This is a genomic window from Roseateles sp. P1_C1_2 (assembly GCF_056406535.1).
The window spans coordinates 49942-67603 of record NZ_JBFUAB010000006.1; the positions used below are offsets into that span (position 1 = coordinate 49942).

Annotated in this window: 15 protein-coding genes, 2 tRNA genes and 2 pseudogenes; 8 read left to right on the forward strand and 11 right to left on the reverse strand. The window is 68.6% G+C overall.

The window, feature by feature from the left end; all coding sequences use genetic code 11:
- Window positions 1-60: 60 nt before the first annotated feature.
- Genes AC1D2H_RS07240 through AC1D2H_RS07250 form a run of 3 tightly spaced genes read left to right on the forward strand, consistent with a single transcriptional unit; the run spans window position 61 to window position 2437 of the window.
- Window positions 61-972, forward strand: a complete 912-nt coding sequence (locus AC1D2H_RS07240; RefSeq protein WP_478010457.1) for an acyltransferase domain-containing protein — start codon at window positions 61-63, stop codon at window positions 970-972.
- Window positions 973-1022: 50 nt separating this feature from the next.
- Window positions 1023-1625: a helix-turn-helix domain-containing protein gene (locus AC1D2H_RS07245; RefSeq protein ID WP_478010458.1), complete on the forward strand. Its 603-nt coding sequence runs from the start codon at window positions 1023-1025 to the stop codon at window positions 1623-1625.
- Window positions 1622-2437, forward strand: coding sequence for an SRPBCC family protein (locus AC1D2H_RS07250; RefSeq protein WP_477935027.1), 816 nt, complete (start codon window positions 1622-1624; stop codon window positions 2435-2437). Before AC1D2H_RS07245 ends, AC1D2H_RS07250 begins: the two co-directional genes overlap by 4 nt.
- Before the next feature lie 53 nt (window positions 2438-2490).
- Here the strand turns inward: AC1D2H_RS07250 and AC1D2H_RS07255 are convergent.
- From AC1D2H_RS07255 to AC1D2H_RS07280, 6 genes are all read right to left on the reverse strand, one after another.
- Window positions 2491-2565, reverse strand: a tRNA-Val gene (locus AC1D2H_RS07255).
- A 72-nt stretch (window positions 2566-2637) separates the two neighbouring features.
- Window positions 2638-2712, reverse strand: a tRNA-Val gene (locus AC1D2H_RS07260).
- 22 nt (window positions 2713-2734) lie between these two features.
- Entirely contained in the window at window positions 2735-3466 is a 732-nt protein-coding gene (gene dnaQ, locus AC1D2H_RS07265) for a DNA polymerase III subunit epsilon (protein WP_478010459.1), read from the reverse strand.
- Window positions 3463-4281: a prolipoprotein diacylglyceryl transferase gene (gene lgt / locus AC1D2H_RS07270; protein WP_478010460.1), complete on the reverse strand. Its 819-nt coding sequence runs from the start codon at window positions 4279-4281 to the stop codon at window positions 3463-3465. Before lgt ends, dnaQ begins: the two co-directional genes overlap by 4 nt.
- A gap of 54 nt (window positions 4282-4335) precedes the next feature.
- A complete protein-coding gene (locus tag AC1D2H_RS07275) occupies window positions 4336-5307 on the reverse strand; it encodes a tetratricopeptide repeat protein (RefSeq protein ID WP_478010461.1) in 972 nt (323 codons plus the stop codon).
- Window positions 5308-5382: 75 nt separating this feature from the next.
- Window positions 5383-6237 carry a LysR family transcriptional regulator gene (locus tag AC1D2H_RS07280; protein ID WP_478010462.1) on the reverse strand — a complete coding sequence of 285 codons (855 nt, stop codon included), beginning with the start codon at window positions 6235-6237 and terminating at the stop codon, window positions 5383-5385.
- Window positions 6238-6328: 91 nt separating this feature from the next.
- Here AC1D2H_RS07280 and ilvD point away from each other — a divergent pair, with 91 nt between their 5' ends.
- Window positions 6329-8008, forward strand: a complete 1680-nt coding sequence (gene ilvD, locus AC1D2H_RS07285; protein ID WP_478010463.1) for a dihydroxy-acid dehydratase — start codon at window positions 6329-6331, stop codon at window positions 8006-8008.
- A 116-nt stretch (window positions 8009-8124) separates the two neighbouring features.
- On the opposite strand, the gene AC1D2H_RS07290 is transcribed toward ilvD, so the two are convergent.
- Window positions 8125-8385, reverse strand: coding sequence for a TIGR04438 family Trp-rich protein (locus tag AC1D2H_RS07290; protein ID WP_477935041.1), 261 nt, complete (start codon window positions 8383-8385; stop codon window positions 8125-8127).
- Window positions 8386-8444: 59 nt separating this feature from the next.
- Here AC1D2H_RS07290 and AC1D2H_RS07295 point away from each other — a divergent pair, with 59 nt between their 5' ends.
- From AC1D2H_RS07295 to AC1D2H_RS07305, 3 genes and pseudogenes are all read left to right on the forward strand, one after another.
- Entirely contained in the window at window positions 8445-8747 is a 303-nt protein-coding gene (locus tag AC1D2H_RS07295) for a c-type cytochrome (protein WP_478010464.1), read from the forward strand.
- Window positions 8748-9024: 277 nt separating this feature from the next.
- Window positions 9025-10110: pseudogene (locus AC1D2H_RS07300) on the forward strand (esterase-like activity of phytase family protein); the annotation flags it as partial.
- 81 nt (window positions 10111-10191) lie between these two features.
- Window positions 10192-10290: pseudogene (locus AC1D2H_RS07305) on the forward strand (PEPxxWA-CTERM sorting domain-containing protein); the annotation flags it as partial.
- A 30-nt stretch (window positions 10291-10320) separates the two neighbouring features.
- Here the strand turns inward: AC1D2H_RS07305 and AC1D2H_RS07310 are convergent.
- The 4 genes from AC1D2H_RS07310 to AC1D2H_RS07325 all read right to left on the reverse strand — a co-directional run bounded on the left by AC1D2H_RS07310 (window position 10321) and on the right by AC1D2H_RS07325 (window position 14621).
- Window positions 10321-11169, reverse strand: a complete 849-nt coding sequence (locus AC1D2H_RS07310; protein ID WP_478010465.1) for a PEP-CTERM sorting domain-containing protein — start codon at window positions 11167-11169, stop codon at window positions 10321-10323.
- Window positions 11170-11293: 124 nt separating this feature from the next.
- A complete protein-coding gene (gene acs / locus AC1D2H_RS07315) occupies window positions 11294-13255 on the reverse strand; it encodes an acetate--CoA ligase (protein ID WP_477935051.1) in 1962 nt (653 codons plus the stop codon).
- A 61-nt stretch (window positions 13256-13316) separates the two neighbouring features.
- Complete coding sequence (locus tag AC1D2H_RS07320) at window positions 13317-13955, reverse strand: PEP-CTERM sorting domain-containing protein (protein ID WP_478010466.1); 639 nt, start codon at window positions 13953-13955, stop codon at window positions 13317-13319.
- Between the two features lie 105 nt (window positions 13956-14060).
- On the reverse strand, window positions 14061-14621 hold the full coding sequence (locus AC1D2H_RS07325; protein WP_477935055.1) for an ECF-type sigma factor: 561 nt from the start codon (window positions 14619-14621) through the stop codon (window positions 14061-14063).
- 115 nt (window positions 14622-14736) lie between these two features.
- On the opposite strand from AC1D2H_RS07325, the gene AC1D2H_RS07330 reads away from it, so the two are divergent.
- Window positions 14737-17619 carry a protein kinase domain-containing protein gene (locus AC1D2H_RS07330; RefSeq protein ID WP_478010467.1) on the forward strand — a complete coding sequence of 961 codons (2883 nt, stop codon included), beginning with the start codon at window positions 14737-14739 and terminating at the stop codon, window positions 17617-17619.
- The last annotated feature ends 43 nt before the right edge of the window (window positions 17620-17662 follow it).

Consider the following 17662-nt stretch of genomic DNA (forward strand, 5'->3'; position numbering starts at 1 on the left):
CCGCCCCAAGCAAGCTCGCTCCCGCTTGGCGGGACAGGCCGCAGGCCGGAGGGTGCACCAGTGACCCTCGCGCTGCTCTTCCCCGGGCAGGGCGCACAGCATGCGCAGATGCTGCCCTGGCTGGATGCGCAGCCCGCCGCCAAGCCGGCGCTGGACGCCCTGGCCCGGCACCTGCGGCCGGACTGGCGTGATGCCCTGAACGACCCGGGCTGGCTGCATGTCAACCGGGTGGCCCAGTTGCTGTTGACGGGCGTGGGCATCGCCGCCTGGCAGACGCTGGCGGCGCAGTTGCCGCAGCCGGTGGTGGTGGCCGGCTACAGCGTCGGTGAACTCGCCGCCTTCGCGGCGGCGGGTGTCTTCGACGCCGACACGGCGCTCGATCTTGCGGCTGCGCGCGCCCAGGCCATGGACGAGAGCGTGGCGGGCTGGCGCACGGGATTGCTCGCCGTTCAAGGACCTCATGCCCTGCCCCTGGCCCAGGCGTGGCCCACCGTCTCCATCGCCATCCGCATCAGCGCGGAACGCGTCATCGTCGGCGGGGCCGCAGAGGACCTGGACGAGTGCGCAGCGCGTTGGGGCGCCGCTGGATTGCGGTGTACGCGCCTGCCCGTGGGCCTGGCTTCGCATACCGCGGCCATGGCGCCGGCCGCGACGGCCTTCTCGCGGCAGCTTGCCGCGCTGGATCTGCACGCGCCGCGCAGCGCCGTGGCCTGCAATTTCACAGGTGCCGCCAGCCGCAGCCCCGCCGCACTCGCCTCGGCCCTGGCGGGCCAGATTGCCAGCACCGTGCGTTGGGACGACTGCATGGACTGCATCGCCGAACGCCGCGTCCGCTGCGTGCTGGAGATCGGCCCGGGCAGCGCGCTGGCGGCCATGTGGCGCGAACGGCACCCGGACATTCCGGTGCGTTCCATCGACGAATTCCAGGGGCCGGAGGGCATCCTGAGCTGGGCGCTTCGGCAGCTTGGCTGAACGGTGTTCAGCGCATTGACAATTAAATTTGTCAAAGCTAAATTGGCTTCATGTTGGATGTCGAAGTCATCGAGAACCCGGCGGCCGCCGCGGCGGCCCTGGACCCCATACGAAGCCTGTTGCTTTCGGAACTGACGGAGCCCATCTCGGCCGCGACCTTGGCGGCGCGGGTCGGCCTGGCCCGGCAGAAGGTCACCTACCACCTGAACGCGCTGGAAGCGCATGGGCTGGTGCAGCTGGCCGAGGAGCGCAGATGGGGCGGGCTGACGGAACGGCTGCTTGTGGCGACCGCGGCTTCCTACGTCGTCTCGCCGGGCGCCCTGGGCGCGGCCGGTGCCGACCCGGCGCGTGAAGGCGACAGGCTGTCCGCCAGCTACCTGATTGCCCTGGGCGCCCGCATCGTTCGCGAGCTGGGCGCGCTGGTGCGCTCTGCAAACGACTCGGGCAAGCGCCTGGCCACGCTCGCGGTGGATACCGAGATCCGCTTCCGGTCGGCCGCGGACCGCGCCGCCTTCAGCAACGAACTCACCGAGGCCATCGCCAAGCTGGCCTGGAAGTACCACGACGAAACCGCCCCCCGCGGCCGCGCGCATCGCCTCGTGGTGGTGGCGCACCCGGCGCCGAAGAAATCCGAGCCCAAGGAGCCATCATGACCGTGAAGCGAGAAGCCTCAGGACGCCGATCCGTCCAGATCGAGTTCGAGGTCCCCGGCACGCCGGAAGAGGTCTGGCAGGCCATCGCCACCGGTCCCGGCATTTCGTCCTGGCTGATGCCGGCCGAATTCGAGCAGCGCGATGGCAAGCCCCATGCCTTGAAGCTGGACTTCGGCACGGGCATGGCCCCGCGCTCGGTGGTGACGACCTGGGACCCGCCGCACATGCTCGCCATGCAGGGCGAGGGTCTCGCGCCTGGCTCACCACCCATCGCAGCCGAGTGGCACATCGAGGCGCAGGCCGGCGGCACGTGCACGCTTCGCCTCGTCCACAGCCTATTCGCCAGCACCGACGATTGGGACGACCAGCTGGAATATGTCGAGTCCGGATGGAGCGCCTTCCTGCGCACGCTGCAGATCTACCTGACGCATTTCCGCGGCCAGGCCTCGACGCTGACGAAATGGATGGTCCCTGTGCCGGGCACGGAAGCCCAAGCCTGGCAGTCGCTGACCGGCGCGCTGGGGCTGCAAGCCGCGAGCGTCGGCCAGCGCTGGACGGCGCCCGCCGGCGTGCCGGAGCTCAGCGGCATCGTGGAGTACATGAGCGAGTCGCCCTACGACATCCTGGTGCGGGTCGACAAGCCGGGGCCGGCCGTCGCAGCCTTTGGCGCGGTCGACATGGGCGGACCCTGCATGGTGGGGATGAACGTCTATTTCTACGGCGACCAGGCGGCCGCTGCGGCCGCCCGCGAAACCCCGCGGTGGCAGGCCTGGACTCAGGTGCAGTTCCCAATGCCGGCCGAGACCCCTTGAACGGCCCAAAAGCAAAAAACCGGCTCAAGGCCGGTTTGCTGCAAGCGGGTGATTGGTGGGCGGTGCAGGTTTCGAACCTGCGACCCCCACAGTGTGAATGTGGTGCTCTACCCCTGAGCTAACCGCCCAATCAGAACCTGCTTCGGCCTTTTTCAGGCCACCCCGTGAATCCAGCGCTCGATGTCCACCAAGAGAAATCTTGGTGGGCGGTGCAGGTTTCGAACCTGCGACCCCCACAGTGTGAATGTGGTGCTCTACCCCTGAGCTAACCGCCCGAGCGCTTCCGKGAACCCAAGATTATGCCACGGCTTGAGGCGCTGGCTCGACTTTGCGCCACTGACAGGCGCCGCCGGCCGCCTTGTCCAGATCGGTGAGCAGCTTGGCGTGGGCGGCCACCTCGGCATCGTTGGCCCGCAGCACCGGTAGCTCGAAGCGGCTCAGGTCCAGCACCTCGACGGCCGCGTGGCCGTCACCACCGGCGCCGTCGCCATGCTCGTCCATCAGCAGCGCGTCCTGGCCGCGCGTCAGGCGGATGTAGACGTCGGCGAGCAGTTCGGCATCCAGCAGCGCGCCGTGCAGCACGCGCTTGGTGTTGTCGACTTCCAGGCGGCGGCACAGCGCATCCAGCGAGTTGGCCTTGCCGGGGAAGAGCTCGCGCGCCATCAGCAGCGTGTCGCGCACGCCGCCGACATGATCGGTCAGCACGCCGCGCTTCAGGCGCTTGAGTTCGGCATTGATGAAGCCGATGTCGAAGGGCGCGTTGTGGATGACCAGCTCGGCGCCGGCCAGGAAGTCCAGCAACCGGTCGACGATCTCGGCGAACTTGGGCTTGTCGGACAGGAAGGCCTCGGTCAGCCCGTGCACGCGCAGCGCGTCCTCGTGGCTGGCGCGCTCGGGGTTGATGTAGAGGTGCAGGTGGTTGCCGGTCAACTGGCGGTTGACCATCTCCACGCAGCCCACCTCGATGACGCGGTCGCCCTTGTCGGCCTCCAGGCCGGTGGTTTCGGTGTCGAAGAAGATCTGTCTCATGCAGGTCTCGTATTTCGCTTGGTTGCCCAGGCAAAGATGGCGATGCCGCCCAGGATCATCGGCACGCACAGCCACTGCCCCATGCTGAGGCCGCTGCGCGCGGCGAATTCCATCAGGAAGGAATCCGGCTCGCGGAAGTATTCGGCCGCAAAGCGCAGCACGCCATAGCCCAGCAGGAAGACGCCCGAGATCTGCCCCGTCGCGCGCGGCTTGCGGGCGTAAAACCACAGGATGATGAAGAGCAGCAGGCCCTCGCCGGCGGCTTGGTAGAGCTGGGAGGGATGGCGGGCGAAACCGGCCGGGTCGTTGGCCTGCGGAAAGACCATGGCCCAGGGCAGATCGGAAGGCGCCTGGCGCCCCCACAGCTCGCCATTGACGAAGTTGCCCAGTCGCACCGAAACGATGCCGGTGGGCACGCAGGGCGCGACCAGGTCGGACACCTCGAAAAAGCTGCGGCCGCGGCGGCGGCCGAAGAAATAGAGGCCGAGCAGCACGCCGAGCAGGCCGCCATGGAAGGACATGCCGCCATCCCAGACCCGGACGATCTCGGTCAGGTGCTGGAAGTAGTAGCCGGGCTTGTAGAAGAAGCAGTAGCCCAGCCGCCCGCCCAGCACGACACCCAGCACACCGTAGAACAGCACGTCATCGACGTCCCGCTTGGTCCAGCCGACGGCGACGTGCTGGGGCATGCGCGAGCGCAGCGTGGCCAGCCACAGGAAGAGGCCGAAGGCGATCAGGTAGGTGATGCCATACCAATGGATGCCCCCGGAGCCGATGTGGATGGCGATGGGGTCGAACTGAGGATGAACCAGCATGGCTCGATGGGAAGAAGAGCGGCCGGCATCATAGCCAGCGCCCTTCCCTTGCCGTCAGGCGAGGCTGGCCAGCAGCTTTTTCGCTTCCTCGACATTGCGCGGATTGGCGCGCTTGTTCTGCACGAAACGCTCCAGTGCCGCCTTGGCACCGGCCTTGTCTCCCTTGGCCAGCAGGGCCTGGCCGAGGCGGTGGTCGATGGGCAGGCGCTCGGCGCCTTCCAGGGCGCGGGCGCGCTCCAGGGACTTGATGGCGTCTTCGGGCTGCCCTTGGTCCAGCGCCGTGCGGCCCAGGCCATAGGGTCCGGCCGCATGCGCCGGATAGTCGCGCTGCAGCGCCTCGAACACGCCGCGGGCCTTGACGAAGTTCTTCTGCTCCATGTGCTCGAAGCCGACACGCGTCCACGCGCCGCGCAATTCGCGCTGCAGGGCGTGGTCGTCGCCTCCCTTCACGCCGCCCAGTTCGCGCTCGGCGCTGGCCCAATCCTTTTCGTTCATCGCCACCAGGGCGCGCAGCACCTTGGCCTGTTCGGGCTGGCGCGGCTGGGCCTGCTCCGCCAGTTCCTTGGCCTTGGCCGTGCTGCCACCGGCAAACCCGGGCGCCATCAGATAGAACTGCGCCAGGCCGCTGCGCGCCTCGAAAAGCTGCGGATCCAACTCGACCGCCTTGAGGAACTGTTCCTTGGTCTTGGTGGCGAGGCCCGGCATCTTGAAGACGCTGGCCGTCATGGCCTGCTGGCCATAGACGCGGCCGAGGGCATAGGCGCAGGCGGCTTGCGGGCGCTTGTCGACGCAGACCTGCAGGGGCGGCACGGCGGCCTCCAGGCGGGCGCCGTCGTTGTCTTCCACGGCGGCCATGGCGAGGGCCACGGCGGCCTGGTCGTCATCGCCCTTGGCCTTGGCGGCGCGCACGAGGTCGGCGGTCTTGCCGGCATCGAGCCAGGCCTGCCACTGCGGGTCCTTGAGCAGGTCGGCATGCGCGGCGCCGGCGACCATGGCCAGTACGAGGGGAAGCAAACGAAGGGTCATGCAAGGGACTCCAGGAAGGTGGGGCGTCAACGCTGTGAAGCAGTTCACGGATGTTCGGGTTTGCCCGGCGTGACTTCAGGCATGGCTGGCAACGTGCTCGACGAAGCGAGCCACCACCGGCGGCGCATCAGCGCGCCAGATCAGGCTGGTCTCGACCTGGGGCGCGCCGGGCATGACACGGTAGCTCACGCCGGCGCGCTGCAGGCCCTGCAGGCTGGCCGGCACCCAGGCCACGCCGATGGCGGCGGACACGAGGTTGACGATGGTCTGCATCTGGATGGCCTCCTGGGCGACACCGGCGCCGCCGTGGTGGACCAGGATGGCGTCGTAGAGCGAAGGCGCCACGTCGCGCGGGAAGATCACCAGCGGTGCCGCACGGCACTGGGCATCACTGGGTGTCTCGTCACTGCTGGGCAGGGCCAGCACCAGCGGCTCGACGCCGATGGACAGGCGCTGGAAGCCCGCCGGCGCGGCGCCCGGCGTGTGGATGACGAAGCCGGCGTCGATGCTGCCGGCCTCGAATTCGCGCAACTGCACGTCCAGCGTCGCCTCGCGCAGTGCCAGGGCCACCTGCGGGCAGGCCTCGCGGAAAGACCGCAGCCACTGCGGCAGGCCACCGAAGCCGACGGTCGACACGAAGGCCAGGCGCAGCCGCCCCGCCAGGCCGTCCGCCACCGCCTTCACCTCGGCCGGCAACGCAGCGGCGTCCAGCAGCAGCCTTTGGGCCGACGCCTGCAGCGCCGCGCCGGCCGGCGTGAGGCGCACGCTGCGGCTGCTGCGCTCGAAGAGCTGCACGCCGAGCTGGGCCTCCAGCTTGCGCACGGCCTGGGTCAGCGGCGGCTGGCTCATGTGCAGGCGCTCGGCGGCGCGGCCGAAGTGCAGCAGCTCGGCCACGGCAAGGAATTGCTGGAGGGGTCTCAGCTCGATCATTGATTCACCATGCATATCAATGCAGAGTGAACAATATATTTGAAAAGCATCGCCACCCGCGCCAAACTGCCGGCTTCTCCAGGAGTCAGCCATGAGCTTCAACCGCCGTAGCAAGAACATCACCGAGGGCGTCGCCCGTGCGCCCAACCGCTCCATGTACTACGGCATGGGCTACCAGGAGAGCGATTTCGGCAAGCCGATGATCGGCATCGCCAACGGCCACTCCACCATCACGCCCTGCAACTCCGGCCTGCAAAAGCTCGCCGACGCGGCCGTCATCGGCCTTAAGGCGGCCGGCGCCAATGCGCAGCTGTTCGGTACGCCGACCATCTCCGACGGCATGGCCATGGGCACCGAGGGCATGAAGTACAGCCTGGTGTCGCGCGAGGTCATCTCCGACTGCGTCGAGACCTGCGTGGGCGGACAGTGGCTGGACGGCGTCATGGTCATCGGTGGCTGCGACAAGAACATGCCCGGCGGCATGATGGGCATGCTGCGCGCCAATGTGCCGGCCATCTACATCTATGGCGGCACCATCAAGCCCGGCCACTACAAGGGCCAGGACCTCAACATCGTCAGCGTCTTCGAGGCCGTCGGCCAGTTCAGCGCCGGCAAGATGAGTGAGGAAGACTTCTGCCAGATCGAGAAGCGCGCCATCCCCGGCAGCGGCTCCTGCGGCGGCATGTACACGGCCAATACCATGAGCTCGGCCTTCGAGGCCCTGGGCATGAGCCTGCCCTACTCGTCCAGCATGTCCAACGTCGAGGACGAGGTGGTCGAGAACGTCAAGCTGGCGGCCGACTGCCTGGTGGAAGCCGTGAAGGCCGACCTGAAGCCGCGCGACATCGTCACCAAGAGGTCAATAGAGAACGCCGTCGCCGTCATCATGGCCACGGGCGGCTCGACCAACGCGGTGCTCCACTTCCTGGCCATCGCCCACGCGGCCGAGGTGGACTGGACCATCGACGACTTCGAGCGCATGCGCAAGAAGATCCCGGTGCTGTGCAACCTCAAGCCCAGCGGCAAATACCTGGCCGTGGACCTGCACAAGGCCGGCGGCGTGCCCGCCGTCATGAAGGAGCTGCTGAGCGCCGGCCTGCTGCACGGCGACTGCATCACCATCACCGGCAAGACCGTGGCCGAGAACCTGGCCGACGTGCCGGCGCTGAGCGCCGAGCAGGACGTCATCCAGCCCGTCGCCAAGCCCATCTACGCCGAGGGCCACCTCGCCATCCTGCGCGGCAATCTGAGCCCGGAAGGCTGCGTGGCCAAGATCACCGGCCTCAAGACCCCGGTGATGACCGGCCCGGCACGTGTCTTCGACGACGAACAGAGCGCGCTCGCCGCCATCATGGCCAACAAGATCGTGGCCGGCGACGTCATGGTGCTGCGCTATCTCGGCCCCAAGGGCGGCCCGGGCATGCCGGAGATGCTGGCGCCCACCGGCGCGCTGATCGGCCAGGGCCTGGGCGAGAGCGTCGGCCTCATCACCGACGGCCGCTTCTCGGGCGGCACCTGGGGCATGGTCGTCGGGCACGTGGCGCCGGAGGCCTATGAAGGCGGCGTCATCGCGCTGGTGCAGGAGGGCGACTCCATCACCATCGATGCTCATCAGCTGGTGCTGAACCTGAACGTCGATGACGCCGAGCTGGCCAAGCGCCGCACGACCTGGGTCAAGCCGGCGCCGCGCTACACGCGGGGCGTGCTGGCGAAGTTTGCCAAGAATGCGTCGAGCGCCAGCTCAGGGGCGGTGCTGGACAAATTCGAGTGAGTTCGCTCGCGAACTCACAGCCAGCTTCGGCCACGAAGCTGGCCTGAAGCCGCCTGGCGGCTTCAGATCGAATTTGGGCGCTGGATCGAAGAGACAGCGTCAACTCTTCGAACGGATCAGCGTTTCTTCTTCGTCCCCGGCTTCACCTGCCCCAGCCCTTCCATCAGCTCCTCGCGCCGGGCCGCCTTCTTGGCGTCCAGCGCGTTCATGGCCTTCTTCTGCGTCAGGCCGCTGGAATCCGCCCAGGCCCACCAGACCGCGGCCAGCGCAAAAGGCGACAGCACGATGATCCAGGCCCAGAAGTCGTCCTTGTGGAACTGCACCCAGCCGCCCAGACGCAACACGATCAAGAGCACGCCGATCAACACGAAACCCATGCGGGCTCTCCTTCAGGTATCTTTGCAACCACTGTAGTCCAACGTCCCGAAAGGTTCGCATGAAGAATGTCTTGATTCTCAGCCTCGCCCTCGTCATCGCCCCTGCCGCCTTCGCCAACCAGGAGCTGGCGCAGAAGAAGAACTGCATGGCCTGCCATGCGCTGGACAAGAAGCTGGTCGGCCCGGCCTACAAGGACGTGGCGGCCAAGTACGCCAAGGACAAGGACGCCTACAAGAAGCTGGCCGACAAGATCGTCAAGGGCGGCTCCGGCGTCTGGGGCCCCGTGCCCATGCCGGCCAACACCCAGGTGAGCCCGGCAGAGGCCGAGACGCTGGCGAAGTGGATCCTGACGGTCAAATAAGGCCGTCGCCCCGCCAGAACAGGCCCCGCGGGGCCTGTTTGCCTTTCGAGGCGGTGAATCCCTGGAACGCCAGTGCGGCGCATGGGGCCGGCTTCACGGCCCGGTCATGGCAATTGCCAAGAATCCGCGGCGCGCAGGCCGTCTGCGCGCTCTGCTGGCGCCGCCCATGACCCACCACCGCATCCCCAAACTCGCAGCCATCGCAGCGACCGTCGCCGCCCTGTTCGCCGCGGGCGCCGCCCAGGCCGCCTCGGCCACGCTGGAAGGCTGGGCGCTGATGCCGGCCAACACCTTCGCCGAAGGCCCGACCACCGGCCAGTTCGCCAGCGGCGCGGGTGGCAACGCCCTGCCCCTGCTGGACAAGCAATCCGTGCAGGGCTTCTCCGCCGTGCTGGCCGGCCCGAAGGCAGGCACCTATCTCTTCATGCCGGACAACGGCTTCGGCGCCAAGGAAAACTCGGCCGACGCGCTGCTGCGCATGTATGCCGTCACGCCCGACTTCAAGACGGCCCTCGGCGGCAGCGGCACCATCTCGGCAGCCAACTTCACGAGCGGCGCGGCGATGCCCGGCTTCACGGCCGGCAGCTATATGGGCCTGTCCGACCCGAACAATCTGCTGTCCATCAAGATCCAGGCCGACTACAGCCGCTACTACAACAGCGCGGCCAACCCGCTGGTCGCCGCCAGCATCCGCTCCGGCCACCAACTGACCGGCGCCGACCTCGACATCGAATCGGTGCGCAAGGACAAGAACGGCAACCTGTGGTTCGGCGACGAATTCGGCCCCTATCTGATCAAGACCAATGCCCAGGGCGTGGTGCAGCGCCGCGAGATCGGCATGCTGGGTGTGCTGTCGCCGCAGAACGAGGCCGTCATCAACGGCAGCGCCAGCGCCACGCTGGGCCGCTCCAACGGCTTCGAAGGCATGGCCATCAACCCGAATGGCGACCGCCTCTACACGCTGCTGGAAGGCACGGTCACCGGCGACCCGACGAAGACGCTGCGCATCAACGCCTTCGACGTCAACACCGAGGCCTACACCGGCCAGCAATGGACCTACAAGCTCGACACCGCCGGCACCAACATCGGTGACATGACGGCCATCAACGACCACGAGTTCCTGATCATCGAGCGCAACGGCGCCACGGCCACCGGCGGCGGCACGCCCTTCAAGAAGATCTTCAGGATCGACCTGAGCCAGGTGGATGGCAGCGGCAACGTGCTGAAGACGGAATTGGTCAATCTGATGGACATCGCCGACCCTCACGACCTGAACGGCGACGGCAGCACCGCCTTCACCTTCCCGTTCACGACCATCGAGAGCGTGCTCATCCTGGACGCCCACACCCTGCTGGTGGCCAACGACAACAACTACCCCGGCACCGGCGGCCGCAACCTGGGTTCGGACAACACCGAGTTCCTGAAGATCCACCTGGGCCAGGCGCTGAATGTGTCGGCCGTGCCGGAGCCTGGCAGCTATGCGCTGCTGCTGGGTGGGTTGGGGCTGATCGGGTTCATGATGCGCAACCGCCAGCGCGGCTGAGACGGAGGTATCGAGACTGGCCCGCAGCTCTCAGCGGCGACGCCGGATGAACGCCGTCAGCCCCAGACCGGTCAGCAGCAAGATCGCGCTGGCTGGCTCGGGCACGGGCTGCGTGTAATCGTGGCCGCTGAGCGACTGCAGCGTCACATCGGCCCCATCCGGGCGGGCGTAAAAGTGGGCGGTGTGGAAGTAATCCGACACCAGGAACTTCACCGGGTTGGCACTGCTCAGGCCGAAGATGCTGAGGCCACCCGAGACCGTCAGTGAATACGAGATCGAATAGGTGGCCCCCACGGCGGCCATGAAGCTGCCATGCGTCGTGGCCGTGACGATGCCGTTGCCGGGATCGCTGTAGCTCAACGACAGCTTGCCCGACTGCCCACCGTTGTTGAGCACCTGGGCCACCGCCAGGTCCGCAAAGACGCGTCCATTGCCCTGGACGCCCAGGTCGAAGGTCAGCGGCGTCAGCGTGCCGGTGGGCAACACACTCGACTTGACGGTGAGGTAGTCCTGCCCATTCAGCTTGGCCTCCACATAGATGCCCAGCGCCGGGTCGAAGCGCGGTGGGATGCCGTTGAGCTCGGCGTCCACATAGGCTGACAGCGTGCCGTCGCTGCCGTCCATCTTGGCGTTGGCCATGCGCCCGTAGACGATCTGCGGTGGGCTTTGGGTGTTGTTGAACGTCTGCTGGAAGAACAGCGACTGGGCTGGATCGGTGTCGTCGTGGAAGGCAAAGGCCTTGTCGGGCAGCAGGCCGAGTGTCTGGTAGCTGCTGCCGCTGTTGATATGCAGTCGACCCGTGACCGCCGCCTGGCTGGGGGCCACCGCACTCGCGGTCAGCAGCGCGGCGACAAGAGAAGCCCGAACAAGGGATGTCATGGCACAGCTCCAGCAGTGGCTGGGCCATATGAGCGGAAAGCGGCGAGCTAAGCCATCCCCAGTTCGGAAGCAAAAGGCACCCTAGGGGGCCATGTCGCTTCTTGCGTCGAGAGATTTCGGCCCGTCAATAAGCTTGACCGAGTTGCTCGAGGATCGCCGGGTTCTCCAAGGTCGACGTGTCCTGCGTCACCGACTCCCCCTTGGCTACCGAGCGCAACAACCGCCGCATGATCTTGCCCGAGCGCGTCTTGGGCAGGTTGTCGCCGAAGCGGATGTCCTTGGGCTTGGCGATGGGGCCGATCTCCTTGGCCACGTGGTCGCGCAGCTGCTTGGCAATCGCCTTGGCTTCGTCGCCGCTGGGGCGGGGGCGCTTCAGCACGACGAAGGCGCAGATGGCCTCGCCGGTGGTGTCGTCCGGGCGGCCGACGACGGCGGCCTCGGCCACCAGCTCGGTGCAACTGACCAGGGCCGACTCGATCTCCATCGTGCCCATGCGGTGGCCCGACACGTTCAGCACGTCGTCGATGCGGCCGGTGATGGTGAAGTAGCCCGTCTCGGCGTCACGGATGGCGCCATCCCCGGCCAGGTAGTAGCCCTTGAGCTCGGCCGGGTAGTAGCTCTTCTTGAAGCGCTCGGGGTCGCCGTAGATCGTGCGGATCATGCTCGGCCACGGCTTCTTGATGACGAGGATGCCGCCCTGGCCGTTGGGCACGTCGTTGCCGGTCTCGTCGACGATGGCCGCCGTGATGCCCGGGAAGGGCAGCGTGCAGGAGCCCGGCACCAGCGTCGTCGCGCCCGGCAGCGGCGTGATCACGTGGCCACCGGTCTCGGTCTGCCAGAAGGTGTCGACGATGGGGCAGCGCTTGCCACCCACGTGCTCGTAGTACCACTCCCAAGCCGCGGGGTTGATGGGCTCGCCCACCGAGCCCAGCAGGCGCAGGCTGCTCAGGTCGGAGCGCGCCGGGTGCACGGCGGCGTTGCTCTCGGCCGCCTTGATCAGCGAGCGGATGGCCGTGGGCGCCGTGTAGAAGATCGTGACCTTGTGCTTCTCGATCATCTGCCAGAAGCGGCCGGCGTCCGGGTAGGTGGGCACGCCCTCGAAGACGATCTCGGTGCCACCCAGGGCCAACGGGCCGTAGGTGATGTAGGTGTGGCCCGTGACCCAGCCGATGTCGGCCGTGCACCAGAAGATGTCGTCGTCCTTCAGGTCGAAGGTCCACTTGGTCGTCAGCGCCGCATGCAGCAGATAGCCGCCGGTGCTGTGCTGCACGCCCTTGGGCTTGCCGGTGGAGCCCGAGGTGTAGAGCAGGAAGAGCGGGTGCTCGGCCTCGACCCATTCCGGCGCGCAGCTCGTCGACTCGGCGTCCATCAGGTCATGCAACCAGACGTCGCGGCCGTCGATCCAGTTGATCTTGCCGCCGGTGCGCTTGTAGACGATGACGTCCTTCAGCGTCGGGCACGAGCCGCCGTCCAGCGCCTCGTCGACGATGGCCTTCAGCGGCAGGGCCTTGCCGCCGCGGGCCTGCTCGTCGGCGCAGATGATGGCCACGGCGCCGGCGTCCTGCACACGGTCGCGCAGCGACTGGGCCGAGAAGCCGCCGAACACGACCGAGTGCGTCGCGCCGATGCGCGCGCAGGCCTGCATGGCCACCACGCCTTCGACGGACATGGGCATGTAGATGACGACGCGGTCGCCCTTCTGGATGCCACGGCCCTTCAGCGCGTTGGCGAGCTGGCTGACCTTGGCCAGCAACTCGGCGTAGGTCACCTTGGTGACCGTGCCATCGTCGGCCTCGAAGATCAGCGCGGTCTTGCCGCCCTTGCCAGCCTCGACATGGCGGTCCAGGCAGTTGTAGGAGACATTGAGCTTGCCGTCCTCGAACCACTTGAAGAACGGGGCATCGCTGTCGTTGAGCGTCTTGGTGAAGGGCGTCTGCCAGCTCAGCAGCTCGCGGGCCTGGCGGGCCCAGAAGCCGGCGTAGTCCTTCTCAGCCTCGGCCACCAGCGCGGCGTAGCCTGCTTCACCCTTGACGTGGGCATTGGCGACCCATTCGGGGCTCGGGGCGTAGGTGTTCAGCGTGCTCATCGGTGTGTCTCCTCGTTTGGCTGCTTGGCGCGCACTGTGCGAGGAGTCACTGACGAAGCCCTTACTCTCGGCTCACCGTCCCAGCCATGGCCCGGCGCCGCAGCCAGGCGACCAGGCCCAGGCTGAGCGACACCAGGCCGGCACTGGCCGGCTCCGGCACGTTTGCGATCTGCAGATTGTCTATCGTCAACGCCCCGTCGAAGCTGGCGGTGCGAATCCTCAGTTCGTCGAAGACGATATCGCGGAAACCAAAGATGTTGACCGGGTCCAGCACCGACGACGGCGCGGTGGCCGCCTCGACCAGCACGCCGTGCAGATAGGCCTCGAGGGTCGAGATCCCCTGGTCGGCCGTCACCAGCGCGAACGCCGCGGCCGTGGTGGGCGCCAGGAAGTGGATGGTGAAGTCGTCCTCGTGGCCGATGCCGGCCCGGTAGTTGCCGATGCGGTTACCGCTCATGTTCGGAAACCGCGGGTCCAGGTCGGCGTTGGCAAAGGCGGCCTCGAACCGCAGGCCCAGGCCGAGGAACTGGTCGGTGACGCGCTGGTTGGGGCCCAGCGGGATACCGTCGAAATCGACGCTGCGATGCGGCTCGTTCAGCCCGACACCGTCGTGGATGAAGCCGGCCCGGGCCGCGCCGGTCATCAGGGCCAGGGTAGCGAGGGCGGCCACCGGCAGGCGTCGCAATTGCGCTTGAATCATGTCGAACTCCCAGGGATTGAAGGCGACGGAGCAAAGACCCCGTCCCTCTTCAGGACGCAGGCGGCCGCCCGATCCGGACACGCCCCCCTAGGTTCATGGAAGCGTTCACTGCCCCAGCAACACCCCCAGCAGCAGCCTGGCCTTGTCCCAGTCGCGCCGCACCGTGCGGTCGGTGAGCTGCAGGGCCTCGGCGATCTCGAGGTCGCTGTAGCCACCGAAGTAGCGCATCTCGACGACCTTGGCCAGGCGCGGCTCGGCGGCGGCCAGCGCTTCGAGGGCCTCATGCACCTTCAGCACCTCGTCTTCGCCGGCCGGCGTGCTGTCGGCGATGTGGGTGTCCAGTGTCAGCCGGGCCAGGTCGCCACCGCGGCGTTGGGCCTGGCGCTCGCGCACCGCGTCGATGATGACGGAGCGCATCACCTGCGAGGCATAGGCGAAGAAGGCGCGCCGGCTGTCCGGCCGCAACCGGCCGCTGCCGAGGAAGCGCAGATAGCTCTCGTGCACCAGCACCGTCGTGTCGAGCACGGTGTTGCGGCCGCCGTCGCGCAGGCGTGAGCGGGCCAGCTTGCGCAGTTCGCTATAGGCGGCAGCGAAGAGGCGGTCCTGGGCGCCGGCACTACCGGCATTGACCTGCTCGATCAGGATTTCAATGGTGTCGTCTGGCACGGGCGCATGCTGCCAGCGCCCGGCCGCCACGGCCATCATCCGGACTGGGGATGTCCGCTCTGGCCACGCGCTTGCGTCTGACCTAGCGTGCGAACCCCATGAAAAGAGTAAAGCGATGCTGACCCCGGAGGACATGAGCCGGCTGAGCCGGCTGCTCGACGAAGCGCTGGCGCTCGCCCCGGAGCGCCGCGAAGCGTGGCTCGCCGCCCTGCCACCCGAGGCCGCCCACCTGGCGGCGCCGCTGCGCGACATGCTGTCGCGAGCCCCCGACCCCCTGACCCTGCCGCGCCTGGGCAGCTGGGAGGGCGAGGATGCGGCGGCCGTGCACGCGGGCGACCGCATCGGCCCCTACCGCCTCATCGAGGAGATCGGCCGCGGCGGCATGGGCAGCGTTTGGAGGGCCGAGCGGGCGGATGGCAGCTACCAGCGCGAAGTGGCGCTGAAGCTGCCGCGGCTGACCTGGGGCGACGGGCTGGCCAGGCTGATGGCCCAGGAGCGCGACATCGGCGCCATGCTGGAGCACCCCAACATCGCCCGCCTCTACGACGCCGGCATCGACGCGCGCGGCTGGCCCTATCTGGCGCTGGAACTGGTGGCCGGCCGGCCCATCGACGCCTGGTGCCGCGAGCAGGGTCTCGGCGTTGCGGACAAGCTGGCCCTGCTGCTGCAGATCATGCGCGCCGTCAGCTATGCCCATGGCCGCCTCGTCGTGCACCGCGACATCAAGCCGTCCAACGTGCTCGTCACGCCGAGCGGCGAGGTCCGGCTGCTGGACTTCGGCATCGCCAGGCTGCTCGGCAATGCCGCTGCCGACGTGACCGAGGACGGCATGCGCCGCCTGACGCCGCACTACGCCTCCCCCGAGCAATTGCGCGGCGAGCCCGTGACGGTGGCCACCGACGTCTACAGCCTGGGCGTGCTGGCCTTCGAGCTGCTGACCGGACAGACGCCGTATCGCCTGGCCCGCCCGAGCCGCGCCGCCTGGGAGGAGGCGGTGCTGCAAGGCGAGCCCGAGCGGGCCAGCAGCCGTTGCGAGGACAGCTCGACCGCCCGTGCGCTGCGCGGCGACATCGACGCCATCCTCGCCAAGGCACTGAAGCGCGACCCGGCCGCGCGCTATGCCAGCGTCGACGCCTTCGCCCAGGACCTGGAGCGCCATCTGCGCGGCGAGGCCGTGCTGGCCCAGCCCGACAGCAGCTGGTATCGCCTGGGCCGCACGCTGCGCCGCCATAGGCTGGCATTCGCGACGACGGCCATCGTCGCCATGGCCCTCGCCGTGGGCGGCGGCCTGGCCCTGCGCCAGGCCCAGCGCGCCGAACTGGCCGCCCAACGCCAGCGCGTCGTCACCGGCTTTGCCGCGGCCCTGCTGCGCGCCAGCCAGACGGCCTTCCACGCCCGCGCCGACGCCCGCTACCCCACGCCCGAGCTGGCCTTGGCTGACAGTGCCGCGTTGATCGAGCAGCGCTTTACCGGCGAACCCGAGCTGCAGGCCGAACTGCTGGGCGCCGTCGCCCGGCTCTTCCTGGACATGGGCCGGCCTCAGCTAGCCGCCCAACAGGCCGGCCGGCAGTTCGAGGCCCTGCAGCGCGCGGGCGCCTCACCCGCCGAGCGCGCCAGGCCCCGTCTGCTTGCCGCCCAGGCCTGGTTGAGCGCCAGCCAATGGCCCGAAGCCGAAGCGGCGGCACACGAGGTGTTGATCCTGGCCGGCAGCGACACGGTGCTGCGCGCCGAAGCCCTGGCCTGCCTCGCCCAGGCCATCTGGTGGGGCGGACGCCCCGACGCAGCCGCAGCGCCGCTGAAGACCCTGGAAGAGCTGCTGCCTCGCCTGCCTGCCAGCACCACGGCGGCCGCACGCTGGCATGCGCTGCGTGCCGAGATGGCCGAGCGTGACGGGCACTTCGAGCAGGCCGACGGCCATTTCGCGCGCGCCGTCGAACTGGCCGCAGGACCCGACCCGATGCTGGCCCAACGGTTGCGCCAGCTGGCGGCATACAGCCTCGTGGAACGCGGCCAGTTGGAGGCCGCCCGGCCGTTCGTGCAGGCCACCGCGCAGGGCTTGCGCGAACAGGGCGGCGAGGCGGCCATCGAAGCCCGCGTCGTCGAGGCCGAGTTCGCCGTGGCGGCCTGGCGCCACGGCCAGCTCAACTTCGCCCAGGCTACCGAGGCCGTGGACTCCGCCGAAGCCTTCATCGACGCACAGCGGGCCCGGCCGATGGACCTCTCGACCCGCATCGGCTACGCGCGCGGTGACCTGGCCCTGACCCATGGCGATGTCCAGGCCGGCATACGGGCCGCGAAGGGCTCCGGCGACTGGCAAAGCCCACTGCCACGCGAGGTGCAGGGGCTGCGCAGGGCGCGGTTCTGGAGTGACCTGAGCCTGGCGACGGGCGACCCCTTCGCCCGGGATGTCGGCGCCTGGCTGGCGCGGGGGCGCACGCAATTGGGCATGGTCGGGCATCCGGATACGGCGGCCGACACCGCGCGCGCCGCGCTGGCGCAAGCCTGGCACGGCGACCCTGCAGCCGGGCTGGCCTGGCTGGACCACACGCCGGCGATCGAGGGCATGGGCGCGCAAGCCATCGCCGCCCGCGCGCAACTGGCCTGGGTGCGGGCGCAGATTCTGCTCGACCTGGACCGCCCCGCTGCTGCGGCAAGCGCCGTGCAGGGGCAGCCGCCGGTGCCGGTCAGGGCCGTGCGCGAGGAGCTGTTCAGCACCGCCGCCGTCGCCGCCCAGCTCGCCTGCACGCAAGGCCAGGCCGCGCGGGGTCGGGACGAGCTGGTCGCGCAGGCCGAGGCCCTGCTGCAGGACCGCAACCCCGCCGCACCCCGCCCCGCCTGGCTGCGCGCCCACGCCGGCCTGTGCGCCCTGGCCGCTGGCGACCGCACTGGCGCCCTCGCGCTGGCAGCCCAGGCCCGCCAGGCCTTCAAGGCCCAGCCCGACGTCGCACCCTACTTCAAACGGCCCCTGCTGGAACTGGAAGCGGCGCTGCGTCACTGACACGAGCCCTCCCTAGAATCCGACCGCTCTTCCCCTGCCCCCG